This window comes from Streptomyces genisteinicus (assembly GCF_014489615.1).
In the GTDB taxonomy this organism is placed as follows: Bacteria; Actinomycetota; Actinomycetes; order Streptomycetales; family Streptomycetaceae; genus Streptomyces; species Streptomyces genisteinicus.
In genome coordinates, this window is record NZ_CP060825.1 from 4531694 (window position 1) to 4545486 (window position 13793).

Annotated in this window: 13 protein-coding genes; 6 read left to right on the top strand and 7 right to left on the bottom strand. The window is 73.5% G+C overall.

Annotation, left to right across the window (positions count from 1 at the left end):
• Window positions 1–138: 138 nt before the first annotated feature.
• Together IAG43_RS19845 and IAG43_RS19850 are read left to right on the top strand one after the other, a co-directional pair.
• Entirely contained in the window at window positions 139–1578 is a 1440-nt protein-coding gene (locus IAG43_RS19845) for an NAD(P)H-quinone dehydrogenase (RefSeq protein WP_187742037.1), read from the top strand.
• 164 nt (window positions 1579–1742) lie between these two features.
• Window positions 1743–2666: a DeoR/GlpR family DNA-binding transcription regulator gene (locus tag IAG43_RS19850; protein ID WP_187742038.1), complete on the top strand. Its 924-nt coding sequence runs from the start codon at window positions 1743–1745 to the stop codon at window positions 2664–2666.
• A 468-nt stretch (window positions 2667–3134) separates the two neighbouring features.
• Here IAG43_RS19850 and IAG43_RS19855 read toward each other — a convergent pair whose 3' ends face one another.
• Window positions 3135–3716 carry a TetR/AcrR family transcriptional regulator gene (locus IAG43_RS19855; RefSeq protein ID WP_187742039.1) on the bottom strand — a complete coding sequence of 194 codons (582 nt, stop codon included), beginning with the start codon at window positions 3714–3716 and terminating at the stop codon, window positions 3135–3137.
• Window positions 3717–3830: 114 nt separating this feature from the next.
• The gene (locus tag IAG43_RS19860) at window positions 3831–5582 is read right to left on the bottom strand and encodes an acetyl/propionyl/methylcrotonyl-CoA carboxylase subunit alpha (RefSeq protein ID WP_187742040.1); all 1752 of its coding nucleotides are present in this window, start codon (window positions 5580–5582) and stop codon (window positions 3831–3833) included.
• A 370-nt stretch (window positions 5583–5952) separates the two neighbouring features.
• On the opposite strand from IAG43_RS19860, the gene IAG43_RS19865 reads away from it, so the two are divergent.
• Window positions 5953–6405 carry a hypothetical protein gene (locus IAG43_RS19865; RefSeq protein ID WP_425508652.1) on the top strand — a complete coding sequence of 151 codons (453 nt, stop codon included), beginning with the start codon at window positions 5953–5955 and terminating at the stop codon, window positions 6403–6405.
• Between the two features lie 82 nt (window positions 6406–6487).
• Here the strand turns inward: IAG43_RS19865 and IAG43_RS19870 are convergent, their stop codons facing one another.
• The 3 genes from IAG43_RS19870 to IAG43_RS19875 all read right to left on the bottom strand — a co-directional run bounded on the left by IAG43_RS19870 (window position 6488) and on the right by IAG43_RS19875 (window position 8014).
• Window positions 6488–7096, bottom strand: coding sequence for a Maf family protein (locus IAG43_RS19870; RefSeq protein ID WP_187742042.1), 609 nt, complete (start codon window positions 7094–7096; stop codon window positions 6488–6490).
• Between the two features lie 84 nt (window positions 7097–7180).
• Complete coding sequence (gene mmpB / locus IAG43_RS34990) at window positions 7181–7309, bottom strand: morphogenic membrane protein MmpB (protein WP_281403970.1); 129 nt, start codon at window positions 7307–7309, stop codon at window positions 7181–7183.
• A gap of 48 nt (window positions 7310–7357) precedes the next feature.
• Window positions 7358–8014: a TetR/AcrR family transcriptional regulator gene (locus tag IAG43_RS19875; protein ID WP_187742043.1), complete on the bottom strand. Its 657-nt coding sequence runs from the start codon at window positions 8012–8014 to the stop codon at window positions 7358–7360.
• A 69-nt stretch (window positions 8015–8083) separates the two neighbouring features.
• Between IAG43_RS19875 and IAG43_RS19880 the strand changes: the two genes are divergently transcribed.
• The gene (locus IAG43_RS19880) at window positions 8084–9238 is read left to right on the top strand and encodes an SGNH/GDSL hydrolase family protein (protein WP_187742044.1); all 1155 of its coding nucleotides are present in this window, start codon (window positions 8084–8086) and stop codon (window positions 9236–9238) included.
• Between the two features lie 195 nt (window positions 9239–9433).
• Here IAG43_RS19880 and IAG43_RS19885 read toward each other — a convergent pair whose 3' ends face one another.
• On the bottom strand, window positions 9434–9643 hold the full coding sequence (locus IAG43_RS19885) for an acyl-CoA carboxylase subunit epsilon (RefSeq protein ID WP_187742045.1): 210 nt from the start codon (window positions 9641–9643) through the stop codon (window positions 9434–9436).
• A 13-nt stretch (window positions 9644–9656) separates the two neighbouring features.
• Window positions 9657–11249, bottom strand: a complete 1593-nt coding sequence (locus tag IAG43_RS19890) for an acyl-CoA carboxylase subunit beta (RefSeq protein WP_187742046.1) — start codon at window positions 11247–11249, stop codon at window positions 9657–9659.
• 141 nt (window positions 11250–11390) lie between these two features.
• On the opposite strand from IAG43_RS19890, the gene IAG43_RS19895 reads away from it, so the two are divergent.
• Window positions 11391–12257 (top strand): biotin--[acetyl-CoA-carboxylase] ligase, encoded by an 867-nt coding sequence (locus IAG43_RS19895; protein ID WP_187742047.1) that lies wholly within the window; start codon window positions 11391–11393, stop codon window positions 12255–12257.
• A gap of 218 nt (window positions 12258–12475) precedes the next feature.
• Window positions 12476–13663, top strand: a complete 1188-nt coding sequence (locus IAG43_RS19900) for an adenylate/guanylate cyclase domain-containing protein (RefSeq protein ID WP_187742048.1) — start codon at window positions 12476–12478, stop codon at window positions 13661–13663.
• The last annotated feature ends 130 nt before the right edge of the window (window positions 13664–13793 follow it).

Genomic DNA, 13793 nt, shown 5'->3' on the forward strand with positions numbered 1-13793 from the left:
GCATTGCCGCCCCGGGGGCGAGAACGCCCGCCCGGTGCGGGACAATGAAGTACGTACTGCATTCCCCCGGGGACCTCCCCGGACCCCCGGCGGAGCGGGCAGGCGGGCCGGGATCGACAATGCGAGGCGGACTTTTCAGTGACCCGGATCGTGATCATCGGCGGCGGACCCGGCGGATACGAGGCGGCCCTGGTGGCCGCCCAGCTCGGTGCGGAGGTGACCGTCGTCGACTGCGACGGTCTGGGCGGTGCGTCGGTGCTGACCGACTGCGTGCCGTCGAAGACCCTGATCGCCACGGCCGAGGTCATGACGACCTTCGACTCCTCCTACGAGGAGCTCGGGATCATCGTGGCCGACGACACCCCGCACATCGAGCAGGCGGCCCGCGTCGTCGGCGTCGACCTGGGCAAGGTCAACCGCCGGGTGAAGCGTCTGGCGCTCGCCCAGTCGCACGACATCACCGCCTCCGTCACCCGGGCCGGCGCCCGCGTCATGCGCGGCCGCGGCCGGCTGGACGGGCAGCAGTCCGTGGACGGCTCCCGCAAGGTGATCGTGCGGGCCGGCGACGGCACCGAGGAGACGCTCACCGCGGACGCCGTGCTGATCGCGACCGGCGGCCACCCCCGCGAGATCCCGGACGCGCAGCCCGACGGGGAGCGCATCCTGAACTGGACCCAGGTCTACGACCTCACCGAGCTCCCCGAGGAGCTCATCGTGGTCGGCTCCGGTGTCACGGGTGCCGAGTTCGCGGGCGCCTACCAGGCCCTCGGCTCGCGGGTCACGCTGGTCTCCTCCCGCGACCGCGTGCTGCCGGGCGAGGACCCGGACGCGGCGGCGGTGCTGGAGGACGTGTTCCGCCGGCGCGGGATGAACGTGATGGCGCGCTCCCGGGCGGAGTCCGCGAAGCGGGTCGGGGACCGTGTGGAGGTCACCCTCGCCGACGGCCGGGTCATCTCCGGCTCCCACTGCCTGATGGCGGTCGGCGCGATCCCGAACACCGCGGGCATGGGGCTGGAGGACGCCGGGGTCCGGCTGAAGGACTCGGGCCACATCTGGACGGACAAGGTGTCGCGCACCTCGGCGCCGGGCGTCTACGCGGCCGGTGACGTCACCGGGATCTTCGCCCTGGCGTCGGTCGCGGCGATGCAGGGCCGGATCGCGATGTACCACTTCCTCGGCGACGCGGTCGCTCCGCTGAACCTCAAGACGGTGTCGTCCAACGTCTTCACCGATCCGGAGATCGCCACCGTCGGCTACACCCAGGCGGACGTGGACGCGGGCAAGATCGACGCCCGGGTCGTCAAGCTGCCGCTGCTGCGCAACCCGCGCGCCAAGATGCAGGGCATCCGGGACGGCTTCGTCAAGATCTTCTGCCGTCCGGGGACCGGGATCGTCGTCGGCGGCGTGGTCGTCTCCCCGCGTGCGTCCGAGCTCATCCACCCCATCTCGATCGCGGTCGACAACAACCTGACGGTCGAACAGATCGCGAATGCGTTCACCGTGTACCCGTCTCTGTCGGGTTCGATCGCCGAAGTGGCACGTCAGCTGCACACCCGGAAGTCCACGGGCGAGGGCTGACCGCCGTCGCGGGAGGAGAAACCCGGCGAAGTACGGGCACTCCGCGCGCGATGCGATCAACTGGGAGGCCGTCCATATCACTTGGCGGCCTCCTAAGTGCGCAATTTCCGATATCCGGTGCATCGAGCTGAAAACTGACGGGCGGTGGGGTTACTGTCAGTTCCGTGTTCGCTGCAGAACGTCGTCAGTTGATTCTCGAAATGGTGCGCGCCAACGGAGCCGTGTCGCTCCGGGAGCTCGCCCGCGTCGTCCAGACCTCCGAAGTGACCGTACGGCGGGACGTGCGGGCGCTGGAGGCAGAAGGACTCCTCGACCGCCGCCACGGCGGTGCGGTCCTGCCGGGCGGATTCACCCGTGAATCCGGTTTCCCGCAGAAGTCCCTGTCCGCCACGGCCGAGAAGACGGCCATCGCCGACCTGGCCGCCGGCCTCGTCGAAGAGGGCGAGGCCATCGTGGTCGGCGCCGGGACCACCACGCAGGAGCTGGCCCGCCGGCTCGCCCGCGTCCCCGGCCTGACCGTCGTCACCAACTCGCTGCTGGTCGCCCAGGCGCTGGCGCACGCCAACCGTGTCGAGGTCGTCATGACCGGCGGCACGCTGCGCGGCTCCAACTACGCCCTGGTCGGCAGCGGTGCCGAGCAGTCCCTCCAGGGGCTGCGGGTCTCCCGGGCGTTCCTGTCGGGGAGCGGCCTCACGGCCGAGCGGGGCCTGTCCACCTCCAACATGCTCTCGGCGAGCGTGGACCGGGCGCTGGTGCAGGCCGCGGCGGAGGTGGTGGTCCTCGCCGACCACACCAAGCTCGGCACGGACACCATGTTCCAGACGGTGCCGACGGACGTGATCACCCGCCTGGTGACGGACGAGCCGCCGGTGCACGACGACCGGGCCGCGACGGAGCTCCAGGCGCTCGCCGACCAGGGCGTGCAGATCGCGGTCGCCGGTGCGGAGGCTCCCACGGGCCCCGCCCGCCACGACGTTCCGCTGCCGGGTCAGCGCCGTACGCGGACGGGGCTGCGCAGCGCCGGACCACCGCCGGACGCCCTGCCCGACCGCCCGGCGGCCCGGGTCGCCGACCTCCGGCGCCGCTGAGCCGTCCCGCTCGGGTGCGGACCGCGACGGTTCGGGGGCTCGGCCCTGCGGGCGGGTGGCCTGGCCCGCGGCGAGGCGGGGCGGGGTCCGCCCGGCCTGGCGCCGGAGCGGCCCGGGACGGGTCCGGTCCGGTCCAGGACCGTCGGGCATGCCGTGGGCGGACTCGGGGTGACGTGCGGCGTCGCCCGGTCCGGTGAGTCGGGACCCAAGCGCCGTGGGCCGGTCCTGGGCCGGAACATGGCGTGGATAGCCCGTGGGGTGGGTGCCGTGGGCCTGTCCGGTGCGGGCGGGTGCGTCCCCGGGCCGGGCGGTGGCTGCGCGGGTCGGCTCCGGTCGTGGGCGGTGGTGTCGGGTGCTTCCGGCTCCTCCTGGGCCCTGGGCCGTGTGCCCTGGGCCTGTCGCACGGGCGAGGCCCGAGCAGCCTGCCCGTGGTGCCGGCGCGCCCGGGTGCGGCCCCGAGGCGGGCCGTCAGGCCGGCCCGGTGCCGTCCGCGCGCAGGCCCCGCAGGGTCAGCGCCAGCAGCCGGTCCGGCAACTCCGTGTCGGCGGGCGTCTGTTCGGCGGCCAGTGCGATCGCGTTGGTCAGCTGCATCAGGTCGCCGATGGACACGTCGGACCGTACCGAGCCGCTTTGCTGGGCGCGCCGCAGCAGGCCCTCGCCCGCCTCGCGCAGGGTGATGCTGCACGAGGCCATCGCCGAACTGTCGTCCGCCGTGCCCGACATCAGCGCCGTGGCCAGACCGCGGTACTCGCCCGCGTGGGCGACGACCGCGCGCAGCCAGTCGACCAGTGCGCCGCAGGGCTGCTCGGCCCCGGCCAGTTGCCGCGAGCGTTCCAGCAGCTCGGCCAGGGCGTCCTGGAAGACGGCGCTCATCATCGCGTGGCGGTTGGGGAAGTGGCGGTACAGGGTGCCGATGCCCACACCGGAGCGGCGCGCGATCTCCTCCAGCGACGCGTCGGTGCCGCGCGCCGCGAACACGGCGCGCGCCTCGGTGAGCAGTCGCTCGTAGTTGCGCCGCGCGTCGGCGCGCTTCGGCCTGGTCTCCGTCACACGTCAAGGATGCCGCACCCGGGCGACCGGCAGGCCGGGCGGCTGCCGGTGCCCCGGGCCGGGTACGCCGCAGGGCCCCGGTGCGTGTGCACCGGGGCCCTGCGGCGGTACGGGTCAGTCCTTGATCTCGCAGATCGTCGCGCCCGACGTCAGGGACGCGCCGACCTCGGCGGAGAGCCCCTTGACGGTGCCGGAGCGGTGCGCGTTGAGCGGCTGCTCCATCTTCATGGCCTCCAGGACGACGATCAGGTCGCCCTCCTTGACCTCCTGGCCCTCCTCGACGGCCACCTTGACGATGGTGCCCTGCATCGGGGAGGCGAGGGTGTCGCCGGACGCGGCGGAGGAGGACTTCTTCGCGGCCCGGCGCTTGGGCTTCGCGCCGGCGGCGAGGCCGGTGCGGGCGAGCGTCATGCCGAGGGACGAGGGGAGGGAGACCTCCAGGCGCTTGCCGCCGACCTCGACCACGATGGTCTCGCGGCCGGACTCGTCCTCGTCCGCCTCACCCGGGACCGTGAACGGCTTGATCTCGTTGACGAACTCGGTCTCGATCCAGCGGGTGTGCACCCGGAACGGGTCGGCGGTGAAGGCCGGGTCGGCGACGACCGCGCGGTGGAACGGGATGGCGGTGGCCATGCCCTCGACCTCGAACTCGGCGAGCGCGCGGGCGGCGCGCTGGAGCGCCTGCTCACGGGTGGCGCCGGTGATGACCAGCTTGGCGAGCAGCGAGTCCCAGGCCGGGCCGATGACCGAGCCGGACTCGACGCCCGCGTCCAGGCGGACGCCGGGACCGGTCGGCGGACGGAACGAGGTGACGGTGCCGGGGGCGGGCAGGAAGCCGCGGCCCGGGTCCTCGCCGTTGATGCGGAACTCGAAGGAGTGACCGCGCACGGCCGGGTCGTCGTACCCCAGCTCCTCGCCGTCGGCGATGCGGAACATCTCGCGCACCAGGTCGATGCCGGTGACCTCTTCGGTGACCGGGTGCTCGACCTGGAGGCGGGTGTTGACCTCCAGGAAGGAGATCGTGCCGTCCGTGCCGACCAGGAACTCGACCGTGCCGGCGCCCTCGTAGCCGGCCTCCTTGAGGATGGCCTTGGACGCCGCGTAGAGCTCGGCGTTCTGCTCGGCCGTCAGGAACGGGGCCGGGGCCTCCTCGACCAGCTTCTGGTGGCGGCGCTGGAGGGAGCAGTCGCGGGTGGAGACGACGACGACGTTGCCGTGCTTGTCGGCGAGGCACTGGGTCTCGACGTGGCGCGGCTTGTCGAGGTAGCGCTCCACGAAGCACTCGCCGCGGCCGAAGGCCGCCACGGCCTCGCGGACGGCGGAGTCGTAGAGCTCCGGCACCTCTTCGAGGGTGCGGGCGACCTTGAGACCGCGGCCGCCGCCGCCGAAGGCGGCCTTGATCGCGATGGGCAGGCCGTGCTCCCGGGCGAACGCGACGACCTCGTCGGCGCCCGAGACCGGGTCGGGGGTGCCCGCGACCAGCGGGGCTCCGGCGCGCTGGGCGATGTGGCGGGCCGCCACCTTGTCGCCGAGGTCGCGGATGGCGTGCGGGGGCGGTCCGATCCAGGTCAGCCCGGCGTCGATGACGGCCTGGGCGAACTCGGCGTTCTCGGACAGGAAGCCGTATCCGGGGTGGACGGCGTCCGCTCCCGAATCGGCTGCGGCCTGCAGCACCTTGGCCATGTCCAGATAGCTGGCGGCCGGGGTGTCACCGCCCAGGGCGAACGCTTCGTCGGCCGCCCGGACGTGCAGAGCGTCCCGGTCCGGATCTGCGTAGACGGCTACGCTGGCGATCCCGGCGTCACGGCAGGCACGGGCGACACGGACAGCGATTTCGCCACGGTTGGCGATGAGCACCTTGCGCACGATGGCTCCCTCCTTGAAACAAGCTGAGTTTAGGGACTGCCGACACGGCCTTTCGACCCGTCCCCATTGGTGAGCTTGCCCACACGGAGCGTGATTCGAGGCTCGCTGACCCGCGAAATCCCTTGCCGCACCAAGGTACGACGGGTTCCTCCACCGCACAGTAGCTCCCCTGTGTGGTCAAGGTCTCTGTCCGAGGAGTCAGCGGGCACCAGCGTTTCTTTGTCGATTCCCTACGAATGGCCCAGTGATTCTTTGAGTCGTGGCCGGGTGTGCCGCATCTCTTGTCCCGGCGTTTACCGGTCAGTAGCGTGCGGGCTGTCGTACGTACTTCCGGTATACGAGGGTTGGGGGCGCCGTGGTGCGCAGACCGGTGGCCGTGGTGGCTTCGCTTGTCCTGCTGGTGGAGGCCGCCGGCATCGTCGTGCTGAACGGCATCATGGCGAGGTTCGTCGAGGGCCAGAACATGTCACTGGACGGCCTCGACCCGGACGCGATGGTCGCGGGCACCTGGGGCCTCGGCATAGGCGGCGGCCTGTTCCTGCTGCTCTGCTCGGTGCTGCTGATGCTCGCCGGCGTCCGCGACCGGGCCCCGGGCCGCTTCGCCCGCGTCGCGCTGATCTCCTGCGCCGTGCTCCACGGGGTGCTGGGCGCCCTGACGGTCGGTCTGGTCGGCTGGGCCGCGTTCGCGTGGATGATGGGGGTGCTGGCGCTGGTCGTCCTGCCGCTGGTCGCCTACGGCAAGGAGTCGCGCACCCCCGCCCGTCCGGCGGGCCCCGCCGATCCGGAGGCGCCGGTGACCGCGGCCGGGCCCGCGACCGCCTGAGCCGCCCGTCGGACGCGGCCGGTGCGCAACCGCTGCGCGACCGGGCGGGCTGCTCGGGACGGCCGGGACGGCCCCTTGAGGCTCAGACCCAGAGGTCGGTGATCTCGATCCCCAGCTCGGCGAGGAGCCGGCGCAGCAGCGGCAGCGACAGGCCGATGACGTTTCCGGGGTCGCCGTCGATGCCGTCGACGAAGGGGGCCGAGCGCCCGTCGAGGGTGAACGCCCCCGCCACGTGCAGCGGTTCGCCGCTGGCCACGTAGGCCGCGACCTCGTCGTCCGACGGCTCGCCGAACCGGACGGTGGTGGACGCGGTCGCTGAGGCGCGGCGGCCCGTGACGGTGTCGATCACGCAGTGGCCCGTCTGCAGCACCCCGGCCCTGCCCCGCATCTCCTTCCAGCGGGCCGTCGCCTCCTCGGCGTCGGCGGGCTTGCCGAGCGCCCGGCCGTCGAGTTCGAGGACCGAGTCGCATCCGATGAGCAGTGACCCGGCCGCCTCCTCGCGGGTGGCGACCGCGTCGGCCTTGGCCTCGGCGAGCACCAGCGCCAGTTCGGCGGGGGTGGGCGCGGACAGGGCGTCCTCGTCGACCCCGCTGACGATGACGTGCGGGTCGAGTCCGGCCTGCTTGAGCAGGTTCAGCCGGGCGGGCGAGGCGGAGGCGAGCACGAGACGGCGGCGGGGCGTGAGGGTCATGGTGGCCATCGTAGGTGTGCCGCCGAAGGGGCCGGGCCCGGTTCCCGGGCCCCGCCACGGGCCGGGAGGGCCCGGCGGCGCGGGTCAGCGCAGGCCGGCCGAGAGCATGGCGATCAGCATCGCCAGCGCCAGCAGCAGCCCCGCGCGCCGCAGCATCGTCTGCATGTCCCGAAGTTCCTTCGGGGGCTCGTTCTCGGGATCGGACCACAGCATGCCTTCGATCCTGCTGGCCGCGAGGGCTTCACGCCTGAGTATGCGTACTCAACCCGTGTCCCCGGCCCGCTCCGGTCCCCGCGCCGCCGGTGCGTAGGCGCCGGCGCGGGCGGCCGCGAGGGCCGCGGCGGCGGCGCGGTCGGCGTCGGCGGCCGAGAGCGGCTCCCTGCTGACGGCGAAGCGGTAGTAGAGGGGTGCGGAGACGGCGCGCAGGACCTCGACGGCGTCGGTCCCGGCGGGGATCTCGCCGCGCTCGGCGCCGCGCACGGCCACCGCGGACCAGGTCTCCAGCCGGGTCGCGTAGAAGCCGCGCAGCGCCGCCGCGCACTCCCCGTCGCAGGCCGCCGCCGCGATCACCGCGGCGAACACCGGGCCCTGGCGCGGGTCGGTGAGGGTGCCGAGGACGAGGTGGGCGTTGGCCCGCAGGTCGCCGTCGAGCGTCCCGGTGTCGGCGGCGGGCAGGGACTGCTCCGCCATGTCGCGCAGCAGGTCGGCGACGAGCCCCGGGGCCGAGCCCCAGCGCCGGTAGACCGTGGTCCTGCCGACGCCCGCGCGGGCCGCGACCCGGTCGAGGTTGAGGGCATGGAAGCCGTCCGCCACCAAGGCGTCGCGGGTGGCCTCCAGGACGGCCGTGCGGACCTTCGCGGTACGGCCGCCGGGTCGGACGGATCCGGGCGTGGCATTCAAACGGGACTCCAGTTCCATTAGTTGCTCCGGCGGTGCTACGGTTCCCTCGTTCATCCTAATGGAACCAGAAGCCCATTAAGGAGTCCCATGTCCCTGCGCCCCGCCCCCTCCGTCTGGACCGCGGCCTGGACCGCCTCGCCGCAGGCGCCCAGCACCGGCTTCACCCCCAACTGGTCGCAGGAGGGCTTCACCGCGCAGACCGTGCGCCAGGTCGTCCGCCTCACGGCCGGCGGCGGCAGACTGCGCGTCCGGCTCTCCCACGCCTACGGCACCTCGCCGCTCCGCCTCGCCGGCGCGACCGTCGCGCGCCCCGTCCGCGGGCCCGCCGCCGAAGCCGGCTCGATCCGCCGGCTCACGTTCGGCGGCCGGCCCGCCGCGAGCGTGCCCGCCCGCGGCGAACTGCTCAGCGACCCGGTGGACTTCGCGACCGCGGCCCTCGACTCCGTGACCGTCTCCCTGCACTTCGCCGAGCCGACCGGCCCCGCCACCTTCCACGCCCAGGCGTGGACCGACTCCTGGCGGGCCGCCGGAGACCGCCTCGACGACGCCTCGGGGGAGCCCTTCGGGGAGCGGACCGCGTCCTGGTACCACCTTGCCGCCGTCGAGACCGACGCCGGACGGGAGGACGGGGTCGTGCTCTTCGGCGACTCGATCACCGACGGCTTCGGGTCGGCCCACGGCGCGGACCGCCGCTGGTCCGACGCGCTCGCCGAACTCACCGGGCGGCCGGTGCTGGGCGCGGGCATCGGCGGCAACCTGCTGCTCAACGACTCCGCCTGGTACGGCGAACGCGGCACCGCCCGCTTCACCCGCGACGCGCTCGGACTGCCGGGAGTCTCCACCGTCGTCGTCCTCCTGGGCCTCAACGACATCGGCTTCGCCGAAGCCCCCCACGAGCCCACCTACCGTCCGGCCCCGCTGGTCACAGCCGAGGAGATCGCCGCGGGGCACCGGGAGTTGATCCGCGCGGGACGCGCGCGGGGGCTCAGGGTCGTGGGCGCCACGCTGCTGCCGCTCGGCGGCTCCGACCACTGGGGGCCCCACGCGTCGCGGGTGGCCCCCGAGGTCAACGCGTGGATCCGCACCTCGGGCGCGTTCGACGCCGTCGTCGACCTGGACCGGGCGCTCGCCGACCCCGCCGCCCCCGAGCGGCTGCACCCCGCCTACGACCACGGCGACCGGCTCCACCCCAACGACAAGGGCTACCAGGTCATGGCCGCGGAACTCGCCGCGGTGCTGTGACGGGTCCGGGCGGGCCGGGAACGGCAGTGAACGGGCGCGGGTCACCTCGTTCGTGGCCGGCCCGGGGCGGGCCGGACCCGCGGCGCGCCGGGGCGGGCGGAGGGACCGGAGACGGCGCGCCGGGGCAGGCGGAGGGGCCGGGACCGCCGGAAACCGCCCGGCGGACCCGGCCCCTTCACCGTGCGCGCCGTCGCCCTACGCGGGCCAGTAGCTGCGAACCCAGGACCTCGGGCCCGGTATCGGCCTGCGGGTGCGGGCGATGCGGGCGGGGTCGGACCAGCCCTGGGGCACCGCGTCGCCGGTCCCGGCCGCGGCCGCCGCACTCGCGGCGGCCCTCGCCTGCACCACCGCGACGGCCGCGGCCAGCTCCTCCGGAGTCGGGTTTCCTCGTACGACCTTGATCATCGCGCAGCCCCTCCTAGAGCGGGATGTTCCCGTGCTTCTTGGGCGGCAGGCTCTCCCGCTTGGTGCGCAGCTGCCGCAGCCCCTTCACGATCTGGGAGCGTGTCTCGGACGGCATGATCACCCCGTCGATGTAGCCGCGCTCCGCGGCCGTGTACGGGTTGAGCAGCGCGTCCTCGTACTCCTGGATGAGCCGCGCCCTGGTGGCCTCCTGCTCCTCGGGGCTCCCGGCGGCGGCGATGGTGCGGCGGTGCAGGATGTTGACCGCCCCCTGCGCGCCCATGACCGCGATCTGCGCCGTCGGCCAGGCCAGGTTGAGGTCGGCGCCCAGGTGCTTGGAGCCCATGACGTCGTACGCGCCGCCGAACGCCTTGCGGGTGATCACGGTGATCAGCGGCACGGTCGCCTCGGCGTACGCGTAGATGAGCTTCGCGCCGCGCCGGATGATGCCGCCGTACTCCTGGTCCACGCCCGGCAGGAAGCCGGGGACGTCGACGAAGGTCAGCACCGGCACGTTGAACGCGTCGCAGGTGCGCACGAAGCGGGCCGCCTTCTCGGAGGCGTCGATGTCCAGGCAGCCGGCGAACTGCATGGGCTGGTTCGCCACGATGCCGACCGGGAAGCCCTCGACGCGGCCGAAGCCGGTGACGATGTTCGGCGCGAACATCGCCTGCGTCTCCAGGAACTCGCTCTCGTCGAGCACGTGCTCGACGACCGTACGGATGTCGTACGGCTGGTTCGCCGAGTCCGGGATGAGGGTGTCCAGCTCCCGGTCCTCGTCGCTGACGGCCGCATCGGCGCTCTCGGGGAACGACGGGGGCTCGGAGAGGTTGTTCGACGGCAGGTACGAGAGCAGCGACTTGACGTACTCGATCGCGTCCTTCTCGTCGCCCGACATGTGGTGTGCCACACCGGAGGTGGTGTTGTGGGTGCGCGCGCCGCCGAGCTCCTCGAAGCCGACGTCCTCGCCGGTGACGGTCTTGATGACGTCCGGCCCCGTGATGAACATGTGCGAGGTCTGGTCCACCATCACCGTGAAGTCGGTGATGGCGGGCGAGTAGACCGCACCGCCCGCGCACGGTCCGACGACCAGCGAGATCTGCGGGATCACCCCCGAGGCGTGGGTGTTGCGGCGGAAGATCTCGCCGTACATGCCGAGCGCGCTCACGCCCTCCTGGATGCGGGCGCCGCCGGAGTCGTTGATGCCGACGACCGGGCAGCCGGTCTTCAGCGCGAAGTCCATGACCTTGATGATCTTCTGGCCGTACACCTCGCCGAGCGCGCCGCCGAAGACCGTGAAGTCCTGCGAGAACACCGCCACCGGCCGGCCGTCGACGGTGCCGTAACCGGTCACCACGCCGTCGCCGTACGGGCGGGTCTGCTCCAGGCCGAAGTTGGTGGAGCGGTGCCGGGCGAACTCGTCGAGCTCCACGAACGAGTCCTCGTCGAGCAGCAGGGCGATCCGCTCCCGCGCGGTCAACTTGCCCTTGGCGTGCTGCTTTTCCACCGCGCGCGCGGAGCCGGCGTGCGTCGCCTCTTCGATACGGCGCTGAAGATCCGCGATCTTGCCCGCGGTGGTGTGGATGTCGATGGCTTCCGGCTCGGACATCGGGATGCGGCTCCCTGGCTGGTCACGGGGACGGATGGTGACGGAAGGACTGAAGAAGCGGTTCCGCTGCTACTGGTTCGTAGCGTATCGGCGCGGATACCGTTCGGCAGTGCGGCGTTTGCCACACCTAGTCTGGGTTGCATGACGCAAGGCAATGCGCGTGACGGCGCACCCGCGAGCCGCTGGTCCGACCTCGACCGGCCCCCCTTGAACACCGCCGCGCTCCGCAGGGGCCTGCTGGTCCCCGGCTCGCTGTGGACCTCGTTCGACGTGGTCGCCTCGACCGGCTCGACCAACTCCGACCTGGCCGCGCGGGCCGCGGAGCTGCCGGAGGGCGCGGTGCTGGTCGCCGAGGAGCAGACCGCGGGGCGGGGACGTCTGGACCGCAGCTGGACCGCGCCCGCGCGGTCCGGGATCTTCCTCTCCGTGCTGCTGCGGCCCGGACCGGCCGTGCCGGTCGAACGCTGGGGCTGGCTGCCGCTGCTCGCCGGCGTCGCCGCCGCCACCGGTCTCGCCCGCGCCGCCGGCACCGACATGTCCCTCAAATGGCCCAACGACCTGCTGGTCACCGTCCGTGGCGAGGAGCGCAAGACCGGCGGCATCCTCGCCGAGCGCGCGGGCGACGACGCGGTCGTCCTCGGCATGGGCGTCAACGTCTCCCTGCGCCAGGACGAGCTGCCCGTGCCCGCGGCCGGCTCGCTCGCCCTCGCGGACGCCGTCTCCACCGACCGCGACCCGCTGCTGCGGGCCGTGCTGCGCTCCCTGGAGCACTGGTACGGCGAGTGGCGCGCGGCGGGCGGCGACCCCGCCGCCTGCGGACTCCAGGCCGCCTACGCGGCGGGCTGCGCGACGCTGGGCCGCACGGTCCGCGCCGAGCTCCCCGGAGGCACCGCGCAGACCGGCGAGGCGGTCGCGCTCGACGGCGACGGCCGGCTCGTCATCGCGCTGGCGGACGGCACCCGCACCCCGGTGAGCGCGGGCGACATCGTCCATCTGCGGCCCGCCTGACCTCCCCGCACGGCCCGTCCCCGCCGGGGGCGGGCTGTGGCCGCGCACCCCCGCCGGGCCGCCGTGCTGTGACCACGCACCGCGTACGCCGTATACCGGATGCGGCGGGCGACGGGTCCGCCGCCGGGACGTGAGCTGGGGCACACCTGCCGTATCGTTGAGGCGATCGAGCGACAGATCGGCAGGTACGTGCGCAGGGAACGGGCAGGAGGCGGCTGGTGACCGTCGACGACACCACTTCCGGCGCGGGCGCGCAGCAGCCGCGGGACTCCTCGTCCGGCACCGCGGGCGCGTCCTCACCGTCATCGGGCTCCCAGGGTGCCGTGCACCCTCCGCACCACGAGGTCGACCACACGGCGGAGCCGTCCGACGACCCGCTGGCCATCCGGCTGGAACAGCTGATCCTCGGCGCCGAGCGCCGCTACACCCCCTTCCAGGCCGCCCGCACCGCCGGTGTCTCCATGGACCTGGCCTCGCGCTTCTGGCGCGCCATGGGCTTCGCCGACATCGGCCAGGCCAAGGCCCTCACCGAGGCCGACGTGCTCGCCCTGCGGCGCCTCGCCGGTCTCGTGGAGGCGGGGCTGCTCAGCGAGCCGATGGCGATCCAGGTGGCCCGGTCCACCGGACAGACCACCGCCCGGCTGGCCGAGTGGCAGATCGACTCGTTCCTGGAGGGCCTCACCGAGCCGCCCGAGCCGGGCATGACCCGCACCGAGGTCACCTACCCCCTGGTCGAGCTGCTGCTGCCGGAGCTGGAGGAGTTCCTCGTCTACGTCTGGCGGCGCCAGCTCGCCGCCGCGACCGGCCGCGTCGTCCAGGCCGCCGACGACGAGGAGATGGTGGACCGCCGGCTGGCCGTCGGCTTCGCCGACCTCGTGGGCTTCACCCGGCTGACCCGCCGGCTGGAGGAGGAGGAACTGGGCGAGCTGGTCGAGTCGTTCGAGACCACCTGCGCCGACCTGGTCGCCGCGCACGGCGGACGGCTCATCAAGACCCTCGGCGACGAGGTCCTCTACGCGGCCGACGACGCGCGCACCGCCGCCGAGATCGCGCTCCGGCTCATCGACGCGATGACCCAGGACGAGACGATGCCGGCCCTGCGGGTGGGCATCGCCTTCGGCACCGTCACGACCCGCATGGGCGACGTGTTCGGCACGACGGTGAACCTGGCGAGCCGCCTGACGTCGATAGCGCCGAAGGACGCGGTGCTGGTGGACGGCGCCTTCGCCGAGGAGCTGATCAGGACCGGTGACGCACCCGCCTCGGAGGCGGAGGCGGCCGCCGCCGAGAAGGAGAGCGACGAGCCCTCCCCGTACCGCTACGGCCTCCAGCCGATGTGGCAGCGCCCGGTGCGCGGTCTCGGCGTGGTGGAGCCGTGGCTGCTGGGCCGCAGGCCGGCGGGGTGACGGCCGGCGGCTGACGGCGGTGCGGGCCGGCGGGGGCGGGCGGTGTACGGCGCGCGGTGGTGCGGGCGGTCCGACCCACGGGTGCGTGCGCGTTCGCGGTGCCCGTGGTGTGCGGGCGGCGGCCGCCCTG

Coding starts and splice junctions, on each gene's coding strand:
- IAG43_RS19885 (WP_187742045.1), bottom strand. CDS start 9,643: ATGATCAAGGTCGTACGAGGAAACCCGACTCCGGAGGAGCTGGCCGCG.
- mmpB (WP_281403970.1), bottom strand. CDS start 7,309: ATGCTGTGGTCCGATCCCGAGAACGAGCCCCCGAAGGAACTTCGGGAC.
- IAG43_RS19895 (WP_187742047.1), top strand. CDS start 11,391: ATGACGCAAGGCAATGCGCGTGACGGCGCACCCGCGAGCCGCTGGTCC.
- IAG43_RS19870 (WP_187742042.1), bottom strand. CDS start 7,096: ATGACCCTCACGCCCCGCCGCCGTCTCGTGCTCGCCTCCGCCTCGCCC.
- IAG43_RS19880 (WP_187742044.1), top strand. CDS start 8,084: ATGTCCCTGCGCCCCGCCCCCTCCGTCTGGACCGCGGCCTGGACCGCC.
- IAG43_RS19890 (WP_187742046.1), bottom strand. CDS start 11,249: ATGTCCGAGCCGGAAGCCATCGACATCCACACCACCGCGGGCAAGATC.
- IAG43_RS19875 (WP_187742043.1), bottom strand. CDS start 8,014: ATGGAACTGGAGTCCCGTTTGAATGCCACGCCCGGATCCGTCCGACCC.